At 64.6% G+C, this 15323-nt stretch carries 16 protein-coding genes and 2 tRNA genes; 5 read left to right on the top strand and 13 right to left on the bottom strand.

What is annotated here, in order from left to right; genetic code table 11:
* Positions 1–138: 138 nt before the first annotated feature.
* Positions 139–480, top strand: coding sequence for a hypothetical protein (locus tag DU475_RS03620; protein ID WP_047308737.1), 342 nt, complete (start codon positions 139–141; stop codon positions 478–480).
* A gap of 48 nt (positions 481–528) precedes the next feature.
* On the opposite strand, the gene DU475_RS03625 is transcribed toward DU475_RS03620, so the two are convergent.
* The 6 genes from DU475_RS03625 to DU475_RS03650 all read right to left on the bottom strand — a co-directional run bounded on the left by DU475_RS03625 (position 529) and on the right by DU475_RS03650 (position 6980).
* Entirely contained in the window at positions 529–987 is a 459-nt protein-coding gene (locus DU475_RS03625) for an FKBP-type peptidyl-prolyl cis-trans isomerase (protein WP_164630741.1), read from the bottom strand.
* A 413-nt stretch (positions 988–1400) separates the two neighbouring features.
* Complete coding sequence (locus DU475_RS03630) at positions 1401–1643, bottom strand: pentapeptide MXKDX repeat protein (protein ID WP_013502624.1); 243 nt, start codon at positions 1641–1643, stop codon at positions 1401–1403.
* 179 nt (positions 1644–1822) lie between these two features.
* Entirely contained in the window at positions 1823–2728 is a 906-nt protein-coding gene (locus DU475_RS03635) for a hydroxymethylglutaryl-CoA lyase (RefSeq protein ID WP_164630743.1), read from the bottom strand.
* 118 nt (positions 2729–2846) lie between these two features.
* Positions 2847–4862, bottom strand: coding sequence for an acetyl/propionyl/methylcrotonyl-CoA carboxylase subunit alpha (locus tag DU475_RS03640; RefSeq protein WP_164630745.1), 2016 nt, complete (start codon positions 4860–4862; stop codon positions 2847–2849).
* 13 nt (positions 4863–4875) lie between these two features.
* Positions 4876–6480 (bottom strand): carboxyl transferase domain-containing protein, encoded by a 1605-nt coding sequence (locus DU475_RS03645; protein WP_164630747.1) that lies wholly within the window; start codon positions 6478–6480, stop codon positions 4876–4878.
* 194 nt (positions 6481–6674) lie between these two features.
* Entirely contained in the window at positions 6675–6980 is a 306-nt protein-coding gene (locus DU475_RS03650) for an ETC complex I subunit (RefSeq protein ID WP_013502628.1), read from the bottom strand.
* Positions 6981–7220: 240 nt separating this feature from the next.
* On the opposite strand from DU475_RS03650, the gene DU475_RS03655 reads away from it, so the two are divergent.
* Positions 7221–8510 (top strand): OpgC domain-containing protein, encoded by a 1290-nt coding sequence (locus tag DU475_RS03655; protein WP_142882635.1) that lies wholly within the window; start codon positions 7221–7223, stop codon positions 8508–8510.
* Here the strand turns inward: DU475_RS03655 and DU475_RS03660 are convergent.
* The 5 genes from DU475_RS03660 to DU475_RS03680 form a co-directional block, all read right to left on the bottom strand.
* On the bottom strand, positions 8444–9562 hold the full coding sequence (locus tag DU475_RS03660) for a glycosyltransferase family 4 protein (protein WP_164630749.1): 1119 nt from the start codon (positions 9560–9562) through the stop codon (positions 8444–8446). The genes DU475_RS03655 and DU475_RS03660 overlap by 67 nt on opposite strands.
* 102 nt (positions 9563–9664) lie before the next feature.
* Positions 9665–9741 (bottom strand) — tRNA-Pro (locus DU475_RS03665).
* A gap of 80 nt (positions 9742–9821) precedes the next feature.
* A complete protein-coding gene (locus tag DU475_RS03670) occupies positions 9822–10307 on the bottom strand; it encodes a DUF192 domain-containing protein (protein ID WP_164630751.1) in 486 nt (161 codons plus the stop codon).
* A 178-nt stretch (positions 10308–10485) separates the two neighbouring features.
* Positions 10486–11181, bottom strand: coding sequence for a cold-shock protein (locus tag DU475_RS03675; protein ID WP_013502692.1), 696 nt, complete (start codon positions 11179–11181; stop codon positions 10486–10488).
* 201 nt (positions 11182–11382) lie between these two features.
* Entirely contained in the window at positions 11383–12144 is a 762-nt protein-coding gene (locus DU475_RS03680; RefSeq protein WP_047308718.1) for an SIR2 family NAD-dependent protein deacylase, read from the bottom strand.
* A 459-nt stretch (positions 12145–12603) separates the two neighbouring features.
* Here DU475_RS03680 and DU475_RS03685 point away from each other — a divergent pair, with 459 nt between their 5' ends.
* Positions 12604–13053: a VOC family protein gene (locus tag DU475_RS03685; protein ID WP_013502694.1), complete on the top strand. Its 450-nt coding sequence runs from the start codon at positions 12604–12606 to the stop codon at positions 13051–13053.
* 280 nt (positions 13054–13333) lie between these two features.
* On the opposite strand, the gene DU475_RS03690 is transcribed toward DU475_RS03685, so the two are convergent.
* Positions 13334–13591: a PilZ domain-containing protein gene (locus DU475_RS03690; RefSeq protein WP_013502695.1), complete on the bottom strand. Its 258-nt coding sequence runs from the start codon at positions 13589–13591 to the stop codon at positions 13334–13336.
* Positions 13592–13925: 334 nt separating this feature from the next.
* Here DU475_RS03690 and DU475_RS03695 point away from each other — a divergent pair.
* Positions 13926–14000, top strand: a tRNA-Glu gene (locus DU475_RS03695).
* On the opposite strand, the gene DU475_RS03700 is transcribed toward DU475_RS03695, so the two are convergent.
* On the bottom strand, positions 13988–14143 hold the full coding sequence (locus DU475_RS03700) for a hypothetical protein (RefSeq protein WP_235677241.1): 156 nt from the start codon (positions 14141–14143) through the stop codon (positions 13988–13990). The two genes, DU475_RS03695 and DU475_RS03700, sit on opposite strands and share 13 nt — an antisense overlap.
* A gap of 565 nt (positions 14144–14708) precedes the next feature.
* Between DU475_RS03700 and DU475_RS03705 the strand changes: the two genes are divergently transcribed.
* On the top strand, positions 14709–15299 hold the full coding sequence (locus DU475_RS03705) for an HdeD family acid-resistance protein (RefSeq protein ID WP_164630753.1): 591 nt from the start codon (positions 14709–14711) through the stop codon (positions 15297–15299).
* Positions 15300–15323: the final 24 nt, after the last annotated feature.

Genomic DNA, 15323 nt, shown 5'->3' on the forward strand with positions numbered 1-15323 from the left:
AAGCACGGTCGCATATTACCATTTGCGCCTGATCAGAGACGAGTTAACGCCGTTGGCGTTGAAAGCTTCCAATTCCGCAATGCAGGTCTATGCTCACCGCGGTCTCGGCTGCCGCTTTATTTGAAAATGGGGTTGAAGATGAAGTTACCGACATTGATCGTGGCCTGCATCGCCGCAGCGGTGGTGGTGTTCGGCGTCCGCAATTTCAACTCCGAGCCCGGTCCGACCGACGCGGCCGTACAGGCGGTCGCCGACGCGACGGCCGTGCCGGTCAGTCCGATCAAGACCCTGACCTCGGCCTCCTGCCCGTCCGATGGCTGCCCGGTGTCCTGCGCCGACGAAGATACGCTGCTGTCGGCGTTCTGCGTCAGCGGCACCAAGGCCCGCTTCGCCGACACGCTCAAGCTCGCGAACGGCAAGCTGACCGCGACCTGCGGCATGGGCGCCAGCAACATTGTGGCCTATTGCGGCCGTCAGTAGCCGCGGTGACGATGGCCCGGCTCATGCCGGGCCAACGCATCGCCGGTTTTACTTGAGGCCGAGCAATTCCACGTCGAAGATCAGCGTCGCGTTCGGCGGGATCACGCCGCCGGCGCCGCGCGCGCCATAGCCGAGCTCCGGCGGAATGATCAGCGTGCGCTTGCCGCCGACCTTCATGGTCGAGACGCCCTCGTCCCAGCCCTTGATCACCCGGCCCATGCCGATCGGAAACTCGAACGGCTCGTTGCGGTCGACCGACGAGTCGAATTTGCGGGTCTTGGCGCCGTTCTCGTACAGCCAGCCGGTGTAGTGCATCACGCAGATCTGGCCGCGCGCCGGCGACGCGCCGGTGCCGACCTGGGTGTCCAAGATCTGGAGGCCCGACGGCGTGGTGACGGTTTTGGCGGATTCGGACATGGCGGGGGTGCTCGACATCAGGGCCGCGGCGGGAGACAGCGCAACGACGGCCAAAGCCAGCACAGCGCCGGCGGGAAAAGCGAAACGCATCGGATTGTCCTTCGGGAAGATCGACGTCGGGTCGCAGGGTGAGGCCCGGTTGTAGCCAGATGCGGCCGGCCTCACAACCATCGGCACGGAACCGGCTCGTGACGGAACGCCGCGCCGTTGCCGCTTGGATTTGCGCGAACGTTTCGTAAGACCAACCGTCGCAGCGCCGATCTGCCCCGGATCAGCCGTCGCAGGTTCCGCGCTTCCGGGACGACCGGCCGGAGATCGGCATCCGATGCGGAACGGCCAGTCTTCGATCCCCATCCGAATGCTGAACGGCATCCACGACCGCTCGAACGGCGCGATCATGCTGCGCGACGGCCGCCTGCTCGGCGGCAGCCCGCAAGTCTTCGCCACCGGTCCCTGGTGACCGGACGGCCGTCGCGCGCCGTCCGGCTCCGGTCGCGGCTGAACTACTTCTTCATCTGATCCTTGGACATGCCGTCCTTGTGCATGTCGTCTTTCTTCATGCCGTCCTTCGCCATCGTGTCCTTCTTCATGCCGTCCTTGGCCATAGAGTCCTTCGCCATGCTGTCCTTGGCCATGCTGTCCTTCTTCTCCATCTTGTCCATGGCGTAGGCGGCAGGCGCCGCTGCGAGGCTGGCCGAGAAGGCGGCGAAGACGAGGGCAAAAACGAAGCGGGTGCTGAGGGTCATTGATGTCATCCCTGTCGAATTCGATCCGAACGGCGAATGCCGCCCAATCAGTTCGACGTGACGAGCACCCCAATTGTTACGTCGGTCCAAATAATTCCATGCCGATCGCGCGCTGGCGAGCGGACGGTTGCGGCCCGGCACGTCTTCTCGGCAACCGCAATGCTGTCGATGCGCGATCGCTACGCGCTTCGCTTCTTCTTCGCGTTCAGCGCATTGACCACGCGGCTCACAGGCGGACGGCCGAGCAGCGAGGCGATGCTGTTGGTCGCCGCGACGAGCTTGTCCATGTCGACGCCGGTCGACACGCCGATGCCTTCCAGCATGTACACAACGTCCTCGGTGGCGACGTTGCCGGTGGCGCCCGGCGCATACGGACAGCCGCCGAGGCCGCCGGCGGCGCTGTCGATGACGCGGGCGCCCTCTTCCAGCCCGGCATAGAGATTGGCGAGCGCCTGGCCGTAGGTGTCGTGGAAGTGCATCGCCAGCGAGGCCATGGGGATCGCTTCGGCACAGGCGCGCAGCAGCTCGCGGACCTTCCTCGGCGTGCCGACGCCGATAGTGTCGCCGAGCGAGATCTCGTAACAGCCGAGGTCCCACAGCGTGGTCGCGGCATCGACCACCGCCTGCACCGGCACATTGCCATCGAACGGGCAGCCGAGCACGCAGGACACGTAACCGCGCACTCTGACATTGTCGGCCTGGGCGCGGGCGATCACCGGCTTGAAACGCTCGATCGATTCCGCGACCGAGCAATTGATGTTGGCGCGCGAAAATCCTTCCGACGCCGAGGCAAACACCGCGACGACCTGCGCACCGGCGGCGCGCGCAGCGTCGTAGCCCTTCTCGTTCGGCACCAGCACGTGGAATTCGCCGGGCAGCTTCAGCGAGGCGCGCAGCACCTCGTCGGAGCCTTGCATCTGCGGCACCGCCTTCGGCGACACGAACGCGCCGACCTCGACAGTCGACAGCCCCGCCGCAACCAGCGCCTCGACGAAGGCGATGCGATCGGCGACGCTGACCGGCGTCTTCTCGTTCTGCAGCCCATCGCGCGGGCCGACTTCGACGATACGGATGGTGTCGCTCATGGAGGAACCCCAAAGTCGTTCGTCATGGCCGGGCTCGTCCCGGCCATCCACGCCTTCAGCATTGCGCCGCAGAAAGGCGTGGATGCCCGGCACAAGGCCGGGCATGACGGAGAATGAACTATTCTTCCTCGGCCTCGACTTCCGCGAGTTCGGCGCCTTCCTGGACGATGTCGCCGACCTTGCACTTGATCGTCTTCAGCGTGCCGGCAAACGGCGCGCGCAGGGTCTGCTCCATCTTCATCACTTCGAGCGTTAGAATGGCCGCGCCCTTCTCCAGCTTGGCGCCCTGCTCGGCTAGCAGCGCCACCACCGTGCCGGGCAGCGGCGCGACGATCTTGTCCTCGCCGACCGCCTCCTCGCTCTCGCCGCCGAACGGATCGACCAGATGCAGCTCGAACCGGCCATTGCGCGTCCGCACATACAGCTCGGCGCCATCGATCACAGCGTGGATGCGCGCGCGGGCATCGCCGAGCGACACATCGATGCCGTCGCCATTGGCCGCCCAAGCGAACGCAAGCTCGCGCCCTTCGATCCTCAGCGTCGACGATCCGCCGCCATAGGTCAGCTCGATCATATGGTCGGTGTGGTCGTGGCCCTGCCCGCGCCGGAACAGGAAGCTGCGCTTGCGCCGGCCGACCGGCATCCAGCCCGAAATCCGCCACGGCGACGGGCCTTCGGTCTTCGCCACGTCATCCTCGCCGCGCAGGATCGCCGCAACCGCGGCGGCGAGTTCGAGATCGCCGAGCGTGCTCGGGGCCGCGGTGAGCGCTGCGAGATGGCGTTCGATGAAGCCGGTGTCGATCGCGTTGGCGCGCACCTCGGGATGCGTCACCAGCGCCGACAGGAACGGGATATTGGTGACGACGCCGCGGACGTCGGTCTCGTTGAGGCCTCGGTCGAGCCGATCGATCGCCGCCTCGCGAGTCGGCGCCCAGGCGATCACCTTGGCGAGCATCGCGTCGTAATACGGCGACACGCTGTCGCCGCCGCGATAGCCGGCATCGATGCGTAGGCCATCGACTTCGGCCGGCGTGCGCCACGTGGTGATCTTGCCGACCGACGGCATGAAGTTCTTTGCCGGGTTTTCGGCGTAAACCCGCGCCTCAATGGCGTGGCCGTTAAGCCGGAGCTGATCCTGCTTGAGCGGCAGCGCTTCGCCGAACGCGACGCGAAGCTGCCATTCGACCAGGTCGACGCCGCTGATCAGCTCGGTGACCGGATGCTCGACCTGCAGGCGGGTGTTCATCTCGATGAAGAACACGTCCTTGCCGTCGGAGACGAATTCGATCGTGCCGGCACCGACATAGTTCACCGCGCCGGCCGCGCGACGAGCCGCCTCGCAGACCTTGTCGCGCTGCGCGGCGTCGAGCGTCGGCGACGGCGCCTCCTCGATCACCTTCTGGTGGCGGCGCTGCAGCGTGCATTCGCGCTCGAACAGCGAGACGAGATTGCCGTGGCTGTCGCCGACGATCTGCACCTCGATGTGGCGCGGATTGTCGACGTAGCGCTCGATCAGCAGCGTATCGTCGCCGAACGCCGCCTTGGCCTCGCGCTTGGCGCTGACGATCGCGGCGGAGAGTTCGTCGGCCTTGCGCACCACCCGCATGCCGCGGCCACCGCCGCCGGCCGAAGCTTTCACCAGCACCGGAAAGCCGATCCTGTCGGCGGCCCCTGCGAGCGTGGCGTCGTCCTGCGCGGCGCCGTGATAGCCCGGCACCAGCGGCACGCCGGCCTTTTCCATCAGCGCCTTGGAGCCCGATTTCGAGCCCATCGCGGTGATCATCTCCGGCGTCGGCCCGACGAACACCAGCCCGGCATCGGCGCAGGCCTGCGCGAACTCGGCGCTCTCCGACAGAAAGCCGTAGCCGGGATGCACCGCCTCGGCGCCGGTTTGTCTCGCCGCCTCGATGATGCGTGCGATGTTGAGATAGCTGTCGCGCGCCCGCGCCGGGCCGAGCAGCACCGCCTCGTCGGCTTCGCTCACGTGGAGCGCGCCGGCGTCGGCTTCGGAATACACCGCGACGGTGCGCAGTCCCATCGCGCGGGCGGTGCGGATGACGCGGCAGGCGATCTCGCCGCGGTTGGCGATCAGCAGCGTGCGGAAGCGACGATACAGGGCAAGGTTGGCCATCATCAGATCCTGATCATCACATCCGGAACAGGCCGAACTTGGTCGGCTCGATCGGCGCGTTGCTGGACGCCGACAGCCCGAGCCCGAGCACCAAGCGAGTGTCGGCGGGGTCGATCACGCCGTCGTCCCACAGCCGCGCGGTCGCGTAGTACGGGCTGCCCTGGGTCTCGTATTGCGCACGGATCGGCGAGCGGAATTCCTCCTCCTCCTCCGTGCTCCACGAACCGCCCTTGGCCTCGATGTTGTCGCGGCGGAGCTGGCTCAGCACCATCGCGGCCTGCTCGCCACCCATCACCGAGATCCGCGCGTTCGGCCACATCCACAGAAAACGCGGCGAATAAGCCCGGCCACACATGCCGTAATTGCCGGCGCCGTAGGAGCCGCCGATCACCACGGTGAACTTCGGCACATTGGCGGTCGCGACCGCAGTCACCAGCTTGGCGCCATCGCGCGCGATCCCGCCCGCTTCATACTTCTTGCCGACCATGAAGCCGGTGATGTTCTGCAGGAACAACAGCGGAATGCCGCGCTGGCAGCACAGCTCGATGAAGTGCGCTCCCTTCAGCGAAGACTCGCTGAACAGGATGCCGTTGTTGGCGATGATTCCGACCGGAAAGCCCCAGATATGCGCGAAGCCGCACACCAGAGTCTGGCCGTACAGCTTCTTGAACTCGTCGAACTCGGAGCCGTCGACGATCCGGGCGATGATGTCGCGCACGTCGAACGGCTTGCGGCTTTCCGCCGGCACGATGCCGTAGAGCTGCTCGGCCGGATACAGCGGCTCGCGCGGCTCCCGCATGTTGAGCGGCGGCCGCTGCGGCGGCTTCAAGGTGCTGACGATCTTGCGGGCGATGCCGATCGCATGGGCATCGTTCTGCGCGTAGTGATCGGTGACGCCGGACTGCCGTGAATGCACGTCGGCGCCGCCGAGTTCTTCGGCCGAAACCACTTCGCCGGTCGCGGCCTTCACCAGCGGCGGGCCGCCGAGAAAGATGGTACCCTGGTTGCGGACGATGATGCTCTCGTCCGACATCGCCGGCACATAGGCGCCGCCGGCGGTGCACGAGCCCATCACCAACGCGATCTGCGGAATGCCTTGCGCCGACATGTTGGCCTGGTTGAAGAAGATCCGGCCGAAGTGCCGCTCGTCGGGAAACACCTCGTCCTGCTGCGGCAGGAAGGCGCCGCCGGAATCCACCATGTAGATGCACGGCAGATTGTTCTGCCGCGCGATATCCTGGGCACGCAGATGCTTCTTCACCGTGAGCGGATAATAGGTGCCGCCCTTCACCGTCGCATCGTTGGCGACGATCATGCATTCGCGCCCCATCACGCGGCCGATGCCGGTGACGATCGAGGCCGAATGCACATCGCCGCCGTACAGGCCGTTGGCGGCGAGCGGCGACAATTCGAGAAACGCGGTACCGGGATCGAGCAGCAGGTCGACACGGTCGCGCGGCAGCAGTTTGCCGCGCGCGGTGTGCTTGGCGCGGGCCGCCTCGCCGCCGCCAGCAGCGACCGCCGCCAGCTTGTCGTTCAATTCGGCGACCAGCGCCCGCATCGCATCGACATTGCGCGCGAAATCGGCCGAACCGGGATCGATCTTGGAGTGCAGCGACATGGCGTTTCCGGCAGGTTCTGACTCGCTTCGGGACCGAAGCGTTGAATGGCATCGTGTCATCGCCGGGCCGCAGGGCGCAACCCTAACCTGGCCCCGGCGCAACGTGCACGCGGATAGCCGGTCGCAGCAGCCTCGGGCTTGCGCCGAGCGGTCGTGCGGCGCCCAAGCGGAGCCGCAGGCAGTCCGTGGCCGGATCAGTGGGTCCAGGGCTCGGGGCGGCGGAAGGCGAAATTGTCGGCGTAGGCCGCGCGGCGGCGCGCCGGCTCCTTCGGCTCGATCACCTGATACGGGATGCCTTCCCGCTCACAATAGGCGACCGCCTCGTCGCGGGTGTGGAAGCGCAGGCTGACCTGCTGGTGCATGTCCGAGGACGAGGTCCAGCCCATCAGCGGCTCGATCGTGCGCGGCTTCTCCGGCTCGTAATCGAGCTGCCACTCGCGGGTCTTGGCGGTCCCGGATTGCATCGCGTTCTTGGCGGGCTTGTAGATCCGTGCGGTCATGGAGGGTTCGGCCTATCGGGTGCGGCGCTGCGCCGGTTTGGTGGAAGCGGCGATCCTGGTGTAGTGTTCCGTCGCGTAACGGAGCACACCGGGTTTGCGTAGAGGTGTACGGTCGATCCCGGCCACTTTATGATTCCGTCGCTTGGCGGTTCGGTTTCCTGATTTCCTATATTCCGTCCCCGGCATCGTGACAATCGCAGGCCGGATGACGACCTCGCAACCACACGGACAGTCCACCCGATGGAAATCCAGGCCATACTGCCCAGCAAGGGGCGCGATCTCCGGCTCGACCTGTTCCGCGGTGTCGCCAACTGGGCAATCTACCTGGATCACATCCCGAACAACGTGGTGAACTGGATCACCACACGGAACTACGGGTTCAGTGACGCCGCCGATCTGTTCGTGTTCATCTCCGGCTACACCGCTTCCTTCGTCTACGCCAAGATGATGCTCGAGCGCGGCTTCATCGTCGGCGGCACCCGGCTGACCAAGCGGGTCTGGCAGCTCTACGTCGCCCACATCGTGCTGTTCGTGATCTATATCGTGGCGATCGGCTATGTTGCGCAGCGCTTTTCCGATCCGGAGATCATCAACGAGTTCAACGTCGCCGGCCTGATCGCCAATCCGATCGAGACGCTGCGGCAGGGCCTGCTGTTGAAATTCAAGCCGGTCAATCTCGACGTGCTGCCTCTGTACATCGTGCTGATGGGGCTGTTCCCGCCGGTGCTGTGGCTGATGCTGCGCAAGCCGGATGCGGTGATGATCGGCTCGTTCCTACTGTATTTCGCCGCGCGCTATTTCGAATGGAATCTGCAGGCGTTTCCGGAAGGCACCTGGTACTTTAACCCGTTCTGCTGGCAACTCCTGTTTGTATTCGGCGCATGGTGCGCACTCGGCGGAACGGTTCGGTCGCGCTCGATCATCGACTCGCGCGGCATGCTGTGGTTCTGCCTGGCGTATCTTGTGTTCGCGCTGGTGATGACGATGGCCGGCCGTTTCCAGGACTTCGGCGAGCTGTTTCCGGCGTGGCTGTACGACGCGTTCAATCCCAACGACAAGACCAACCTCGCGCCGTACCGCTTCCTGCATTTCGCGGTGATCGTGGTGCTTGTGATCCGGTTCGTGCCCAAGGACTGGAGCGGATTGGAATGGCGGGTGTTCGATCCGCTGATCAAATGCGGCCAGCAGTCGCTCGCGGTGTTCTGCGTCGGCGTGTTCCTGTCCTTCGTGGCACATTTCGAGTTGACCATGAGTTCGGGCTCGCTGCTGGCGCAGATCCTGGTCAGCGTCGTCGGCATCGCGCTGATGACAGTGGTGGCCTACTACATCTCCTGGTCGAAGCAGCAGGACAAACCCGCAAAATCCGTAGCCAAGGCGGTTGCCGCCCAACCGGCCGGCATGGCTGCGCCGGCCACCACGGTTGCCGCATCCGGCGTCGTCAGCGAACCGGCACGGCCCGCCAATCAGGGCTCCGGCGTGCCCGCCGTGGCTCCGACCATGATGTCGGCGGCACGATCCAGCCCCGAATAAAGATCATGGCCGGCGCCGTAGCCGGCACCGTTGCGGCTCCACTCCGCCCGGCATGCCGGCGCGGACGCCTGACGAAGGGCCTCGTTCAGATTGCCGGGCCCGAAGGGCTCTGGCAGCACCACGCCGGCCTGGGCCGCCGCGACATGCACCGAATATCCGCACACCGCAGTCGCGATGACCGGCAGCCCGTTGACCACCGCTTCCAGAATGACCGTGCCTGTGGTGTCGACCCGCGCCGGATGGATCAGCAGATCCGCCCCCGCCATCAATTCCGGAATGTCGCGGCGCATCCCGAGCAGTATGATCCGGTCCGATACATTGGCGGCCCCGGCAAGCCGGCGCATCAGCCGGCCCTGCTTGCTGCCCTCGGCTACACCGGCCACCACCAGCCTGGCCTCCGGGAATCCGGCGAGCGCCGCCACCGCGCGGTCGAGCCCTTTGGTCAAAGGATGCGCCGCCACCGCCAGCCAGACCGTGGCGTCGCCAGCGACGCCGAGCTCGTCGCGCATCCGCTCGCGGGTGCCGTCGGCGCGAAACTCCGGGTGCCGTCGGGCGCGATCGATGGTCGGCGGCATCAGCGTCAGCCGCTCCGGCTCGGTGCCCCAGGCGCGCGCGAAATCGTCGAGCTGGTCCCGGCTCAGCAGCAGGCATTGCGTCGGCCGTCCGGGCGCGAAACTCGCCGCTTCCAGATCGAGCTTGACGCGGCGCCGGGCCGTGAACCTATCCGACCATCGCGCCGGCCTCGCTCTGTCGCAGCCGTCGGCGCAGTACAGCACATCCAGATCAATCAGCTTGCCGAAGCCGACCAGACGATCGAAGTCGCGCTTGCGTTGCGCCGCCGCTTCGGCGAAGCGAAGATCTCGACCGTGGTTACTCCAGGCGCTGACCGGGAGAAGGTCGATGTTCAGGTCCGACGGCAGCTCGCCCTGCCGGCGCGACGCCAGAATGGTGACGTCGTGACCGCGCGCGGCGAGCCGTCGGGCGATCGCCATGCAATCCCGCTGCAAGCCGCCACTCGGGAACAGCGACACGATCGCGAGCGCGATCTTCATCGGCGGCACTCCGCTGCGACGTTGGAGGCGACGATCGGACCGGGGCCGACGGGGCGCCGATCGCACGGGCTTTGATGTAGTCGGACGGTCGAAAAATGCGGGTGGTCGGGGCAGCTGGATTCGAACCAACGACCTGCAGTACCCAAAACTGCCGCGCTACCAGGCTGCGCTATACCCCGTTCCATGCCCAGATCCATGACCCGGATCGATGGGCCGACGGCCGTCGATACACGGTTCAAGCCCCCCCAGCAAGCGGCCCTCAGCGCGGCTTGAACAGCGGATGCGCCACTCGGTCGCCGGCGGCGATCCCGAGCTTCTTGGCGGTGCCGCCCGCCACTTCAAGCACGCCGGCAACCGGGCCGCCGGACGCGATGATCCGTGTCGACATCGGCTCTGTATTCTCCGCGATCCGGTGGATGGTGCCATCGCCACGAATGAAAATCATGTCGAGCGGAATGTAGGTGTTCTTCATCCACATCGACACCTGCTGCTCCGGCCTGAAATCGAACAGCATGCCCTGCCCCTCCGGCAGGTTCTTGCGGTACATCAGGCCGACTTCCCGCTCCTTGTCGGTGGTGGCGATCTCGACGCTGAACACATGAACGCCGGTCTTGCCGACGATCTCCAACGCCTGAATCTGCGCGGCGAGGGCTCCGCGCGCCGCGATGCCGCACAGCATTATCGCCACCGCAAGCAAACCGAACCACCGCAACCGGCGGAACTTCAACGTCAGAGAGACTTGCATCAACCCGAACCTGTTCCTGCGCCCGATCGGCCGCGGGCTGCGGCCGGAATCATCCGAGAGCGCTCCGCCACGCAAACAGCATGCACGGCTGGTCCCGGACGATTCACAAATTGGCCATCGAGGATGGCACGATCAAGAACAGCGTGCGTCGTCCACTGCCCGACCCGAGCGACGCGAATCAGTGCGAGGACAACCCCGGGACGCCGTTTTCTGGCTGAATTTCCGCAGCCATCATGCCCTTGGAGCCCGGCCCGAATCGCACCAGCACGTATTGCCCCGGCCGCAGTTCGGTCATGCCGTAACGACGCAACGTTTCCATATGCACAAAGATATCCGGCGTGCCCTCGCCACAGGTGAGGAATCCGAACCCGCGCAACCGATTGAACCACTTCACCTGCGCCCTCTCCAGCCCGCTGGTCGGGGTGACGCTCACGTGGGTGCGCGCCGGCAGCATCTGCGCCGGATGAATTGCGGTGGATTCGTCCATCGAGACGACGCGGAAGGCTTGGTAGCCCTTGGCGCGCTGTACGCACTCGACGACGATGCGGGCACCTTCATAGGCGGTCTGGTAGCCATCGCGGCGCAGCACGGTCACGTGCAGCAGCACGTCCGGCCAACCGTTGTCGGGAACCACGAAACCGTACCCCTTCGACGCGTCGAACCATTTGATGAAGCCGCTGATTTCGACGAGATTTGCGGCGGCTTCTCCGATGCCCGCGAAGGCGTCGCGCGAATTCAAATGATCGCGATGAACACCGGGTCCGAACTCCCGCGGCGAGAAATCGCCCGCAGGAAACTCCGCTGCTCGCGGCTTCGCAGCGCTGGCTGCGGGCAAAACGCCCGGCCTCTTGGACTCAAATCCGTCCGACCCCATGACCCCGGACCCCGCACGTCACCAACCGATTCGCCACGATTGCAGCGTCGATGATTCGCGAGCATTCCCCCAACTACTCAGGATTGCGCCGCCGCGAATCTGTTGATTTGAAGATAACACCGCGGCCCGAACGGCAAAGACAAAAAAAACGTTAAGCGACAACTATAAACAGCCTTGAAAGCCTGCGAATCTTACGGGGATTCAGTTGCCGACGAACGGTCCGAGCGTTTCACCGATGTCGTGACGGATCACCAGATCGGCGATTTCATCCTGCTCGGTCGGCTCGTTGTTGATGATGACCAGCTTGGCGCCGCATTCTTTGGCGAGCATCGGAAAGCCTGCGGCAGGCCACACTACGAGCGACGAACCGATCGCGATGAACAGATCACAATGCTGCGCGAGTTCAGTGGCGCGACGCATCGCATCCGAAGGCATCGCCTGACCGAACGATACCGTCGCGGTCTTCACCGGCTCGTCGCACGCCGTGCAATGCGGCGCATGGCCGGTGCGTTGAAACCACTCACGGACCCAGTCGAGCTCGTGGCGTTTGCCGCAACCGATGCAGCGTGCGTAGGTGGTGTTGCCGTGCAGTTCGACGACGTCGTGCTCGTCGAAGCCGGAGAGTTGATGCAGATTGTCGATGTTCTGCGTGATGATCGCCGGCACCTTGCCGAGTCTGTACAGCGAAGCCAGCGCACGATGACCGCGGCTCGGCCGGGCCTTGGCAAAGCTATGCTCCATCGCGAACCGTCGCCGCCACGCCTCGTCACGCGCGTCCTGCCGCGCGACGAACTCGTCGAACGGAATCGGCTGATTGCGACTCCACAGCCCTCCGGGAGAACGGAAATCTGGAATGCCGGATTCGGTCGAAATGCCGGCTCCGGTGAATGGCACGACCGAAGTGGCGCGCGCGATCATGTCGCCGAGCTGTTCGACTCCGCTGGAAAGACTGGGAGCGATCATGGTTGGGTCATTTTCACAACTGTTCTTTCGTCGCGACGAGTGCAGGCGCGGCGAGCTGAACCGCGGCGACGATGCGGCACCAAGGCCAAGGCCTCGCTCGCCGACAGACGCCGGTTCCCGCGCACAGATTCGAAGCCACATTTTTTTGAATTGCAAGAGGGACGTCCCGGTCGGATAGTCGAAGCCGTGTCATTGGATGACCTCCTCCGAAAGAGCCCCGCGCGACCTCCAAGGCGGGGCTCTTTTTCGTCGCTGATTCCAGTGCATCGGGACGCCGGCCGCACGCCGCACCGTGCCTCCTGTTCGTCACACCTCCTCCCCGAGCGATAAGGTCCGGAGCCCCGGCTCCGGACCGACCGCCCTTGGCTGTGCCGAGGCGGCGATGCCGCTCGTCCACCGCTTTCCATCCCGGCGGTTTCATCGCAAGATCCACCCGTTTTCTCTGGAGACGACCACGTCATGCGTTACCTGCACACCATGCTGCGCGTCCGCAATCTCGACGCCGCCCTCGAATTCTTCAGCGGCGCGCTGGGCCTGAAGGAGGTCCACCGCATCGACAACGACAAGGGCAAGTTCACCTTGCTGTTCCTGTGTGCGCCCGAAGACGAGGACCTGGTGAAGCAATCGAAGGGACGCCCCGCTCCGACGATCGAGCTGACCTACAATTGGGACGAGGAGTCCTATGGCGAGGATCGCTTCTTCGGCCATCTCGCCTTCGAGGTCGACGACATCTACGCAACCTGCGAGCGACTGATGAAGCTCGGCATCACCATCAATCGCCCGCCCCGCGACGGCCAGATGGCGTTCGTGCGGTCGCCGGACCTGCATTCCGTCGAGCTGCTGCAAAAGGGCCAAGCCTTGCCGCCGCAGGAGCCGTGGGCCTCAATGCCGAACACCGGCCACTGGTAAACCGGTGGAGATCCGCGCCCGGCGGAGCGACAATGGCTCGCGCGGCGATGTCGGGTGTTGGCGGAACGACACGCACGACCTCGCGTTGGTCGAACAACCAACGGAGGACATCAATGGCACGAGGACTATTGCTCTGGCTGATCGGCATTCCGATCCCCGTCATCATCCTGCTCTGGCTGTTTTTCAGCTAACGCGCCGCGCCGCAGCTACGCCAGAAACCGAACAGAAAAGGCTCTGCGATCCGCGGAGCCTTTTTTACGCAGAATGGCTGACACCGAGCTCAATTGACGAACTTGACCCCGAGTGTCGTCCCGCGGCGCCAAACCACTTCGCATTGCCGCCCCTGACGCGCGTCCCGTGAAAAGCCGAGCCGCAGCCGGGCCCCGAGCGACTCCGCCTCGTTCAACACCAGCTTGGCGCCAGAACTCGACAGATCCAGCACCTCACAGGGGCGTGCTGCAAAGCCGCCGTCCAGCGTGATCCAGCCGCTCTGGCGCACCGATTTGCGTGGTTCGCGCTTGGTGTTGTTCTTAACCATGGCTGTTCTCCTCGGCCTGACGTTACGCATCACGCCAATGCCGACACCGGCGCGCGAAACGCGCTCGACAACAAGCGAAAGCTCGGGCTCCGATCGCTCGGAACACTCTTGCTGTAGGTCCGCGGCTGTTGAAAAAACGTTGCAAGCTTTAGCGAAAAGTCGGGGTATCGGCAGATCGATGCAGCACGACGCTTGCCCCTCCGGAAAAACGCCACTATACGTTCGCCGCTGCTTCGCGGCGGGTCGGTTCCCGGTCCTGCTGAAGCAGTCGTTCGGGTAAGACCGTGCGTGTCCGCCTGCTGCGATGTCCGTATCGCGCGCATCCGGCGGCTACGCTCCCTTCGTCTATCGGTTAGGACGCCACCCTTTCACGGTGGAGAGAGCGGTTCGATTCCGCTAGGGAGCGCCATCTTTCTTCAGCGCAGCGATGATCACCGCCAGCCGCTCACCGGCGAGCAAGGTCCATACTGTGTCGGGCGCCGGGCTGACTTCGTAGCAATCGGTCTGGCTGCAGCTCGGGCATTCGTAGATTCGCAGTTCGATCGATCGCACCGGCGAGACCCGAGCCAGAGCTGTGCGCGATCCGCATTGGCTGCAGTGTGGCCGCCTGTCTTTGCACATGACGCCTCCTAGCGGAGACTGATTGGCCGTACTCTGAACAGGACGCGACCGACCACAATCTCTGATTGTAATTTCTCTATACACTTACCCAGAGATGAAGCCAATCCAATGTTCAAAACGACACTCTTGGCGGTCGCCATGGTGTGCTTGCAATCTCAGTTGCGAAAAGCCAGCAGGAGCGAACCAAAGGGGCAGCGCAAAGACGGGCGGCAGGCACCACCCGCCGCGATCGTTCACTGGACGCCGGTCAAGCTCAGGCGAACATGAACAGGGAGATGGCAAACACCAGAGCGGCCACATGCAGAATGGCTGTGATCATCGCACACCTCCCGCCAAAGTCGTCGCAATCGAACGTCAGGATTAACCGATTCCCCACGCCGTTTCGATTCGGCCGAGGTCACGCGGCTGACGACCACGAATAGCTCTGAACTATTTACCGGAGATGGGCGTTGCGCGGGGTAAGTTCCTGCCTGGGAACCAATGAAGGAGAACCCTGATGTCTCTGCCAGACGACAGTCTTCGCCCTGAGGGCGTAGAGCGGCTGCAAGCCCGCGTCGAGGCTACCATCCGCGATCACTGGAAGGCCTTTCTGTTCGAAGGTATTCTATTGTTGGTGATCGGCCTTGCTGCGATCCTGCTGCCACTGCTTGCCAGCATTACCTTCACCATCCTGCTCGGCTCGCTCTTTTTGGTCGCAGGCGGTGCCGGGATCTTGTTCTCGATCTGGGCGCGCCAAGCCCCGGGGTTCTGGTGGTCGCTGCTGTCTGCGGTGCTGGCGTTGGTGGCGGGCGTCGTTCTGATCGCGATGCCGCTGCAAGGCACGCTGACTCTCACCTTCATCGTCGGCGTGTATTTTCTGGCCGAAGGCGTCGCCAGCATCATGTACGCCTTCCAGCATCGCGGCCGGATGTCGGAAAGCTGGGGCTGGATGCTCGCCGCCGGTATTGCCGACATCCTGGTGGCGTTCATCATCATCTCGGGCTGGCCCGGCACTGTCTGGGCGATCGGCTTGCTGATCGGCATCAATCTGGTGTTCGGCGGCACCTCGCTGATCGCGATGGCGCTCGCCGCCCGCAAGAGCACCTGAGCCGGCATCTGAGCCGGCCAAGTC

It is taken from the genome of Rhodopseudomonas sp. WA056, assembly GCF_010906995.1.
GTDB classification, from domain to species: domain Bacteria; phylum Pseudomonadota; class Alphaproteobacteria; order Rhizobiales; family Xanthobacteraceae; genus Rhodopseudomonas; species Rhodopseudomonas palustris_G.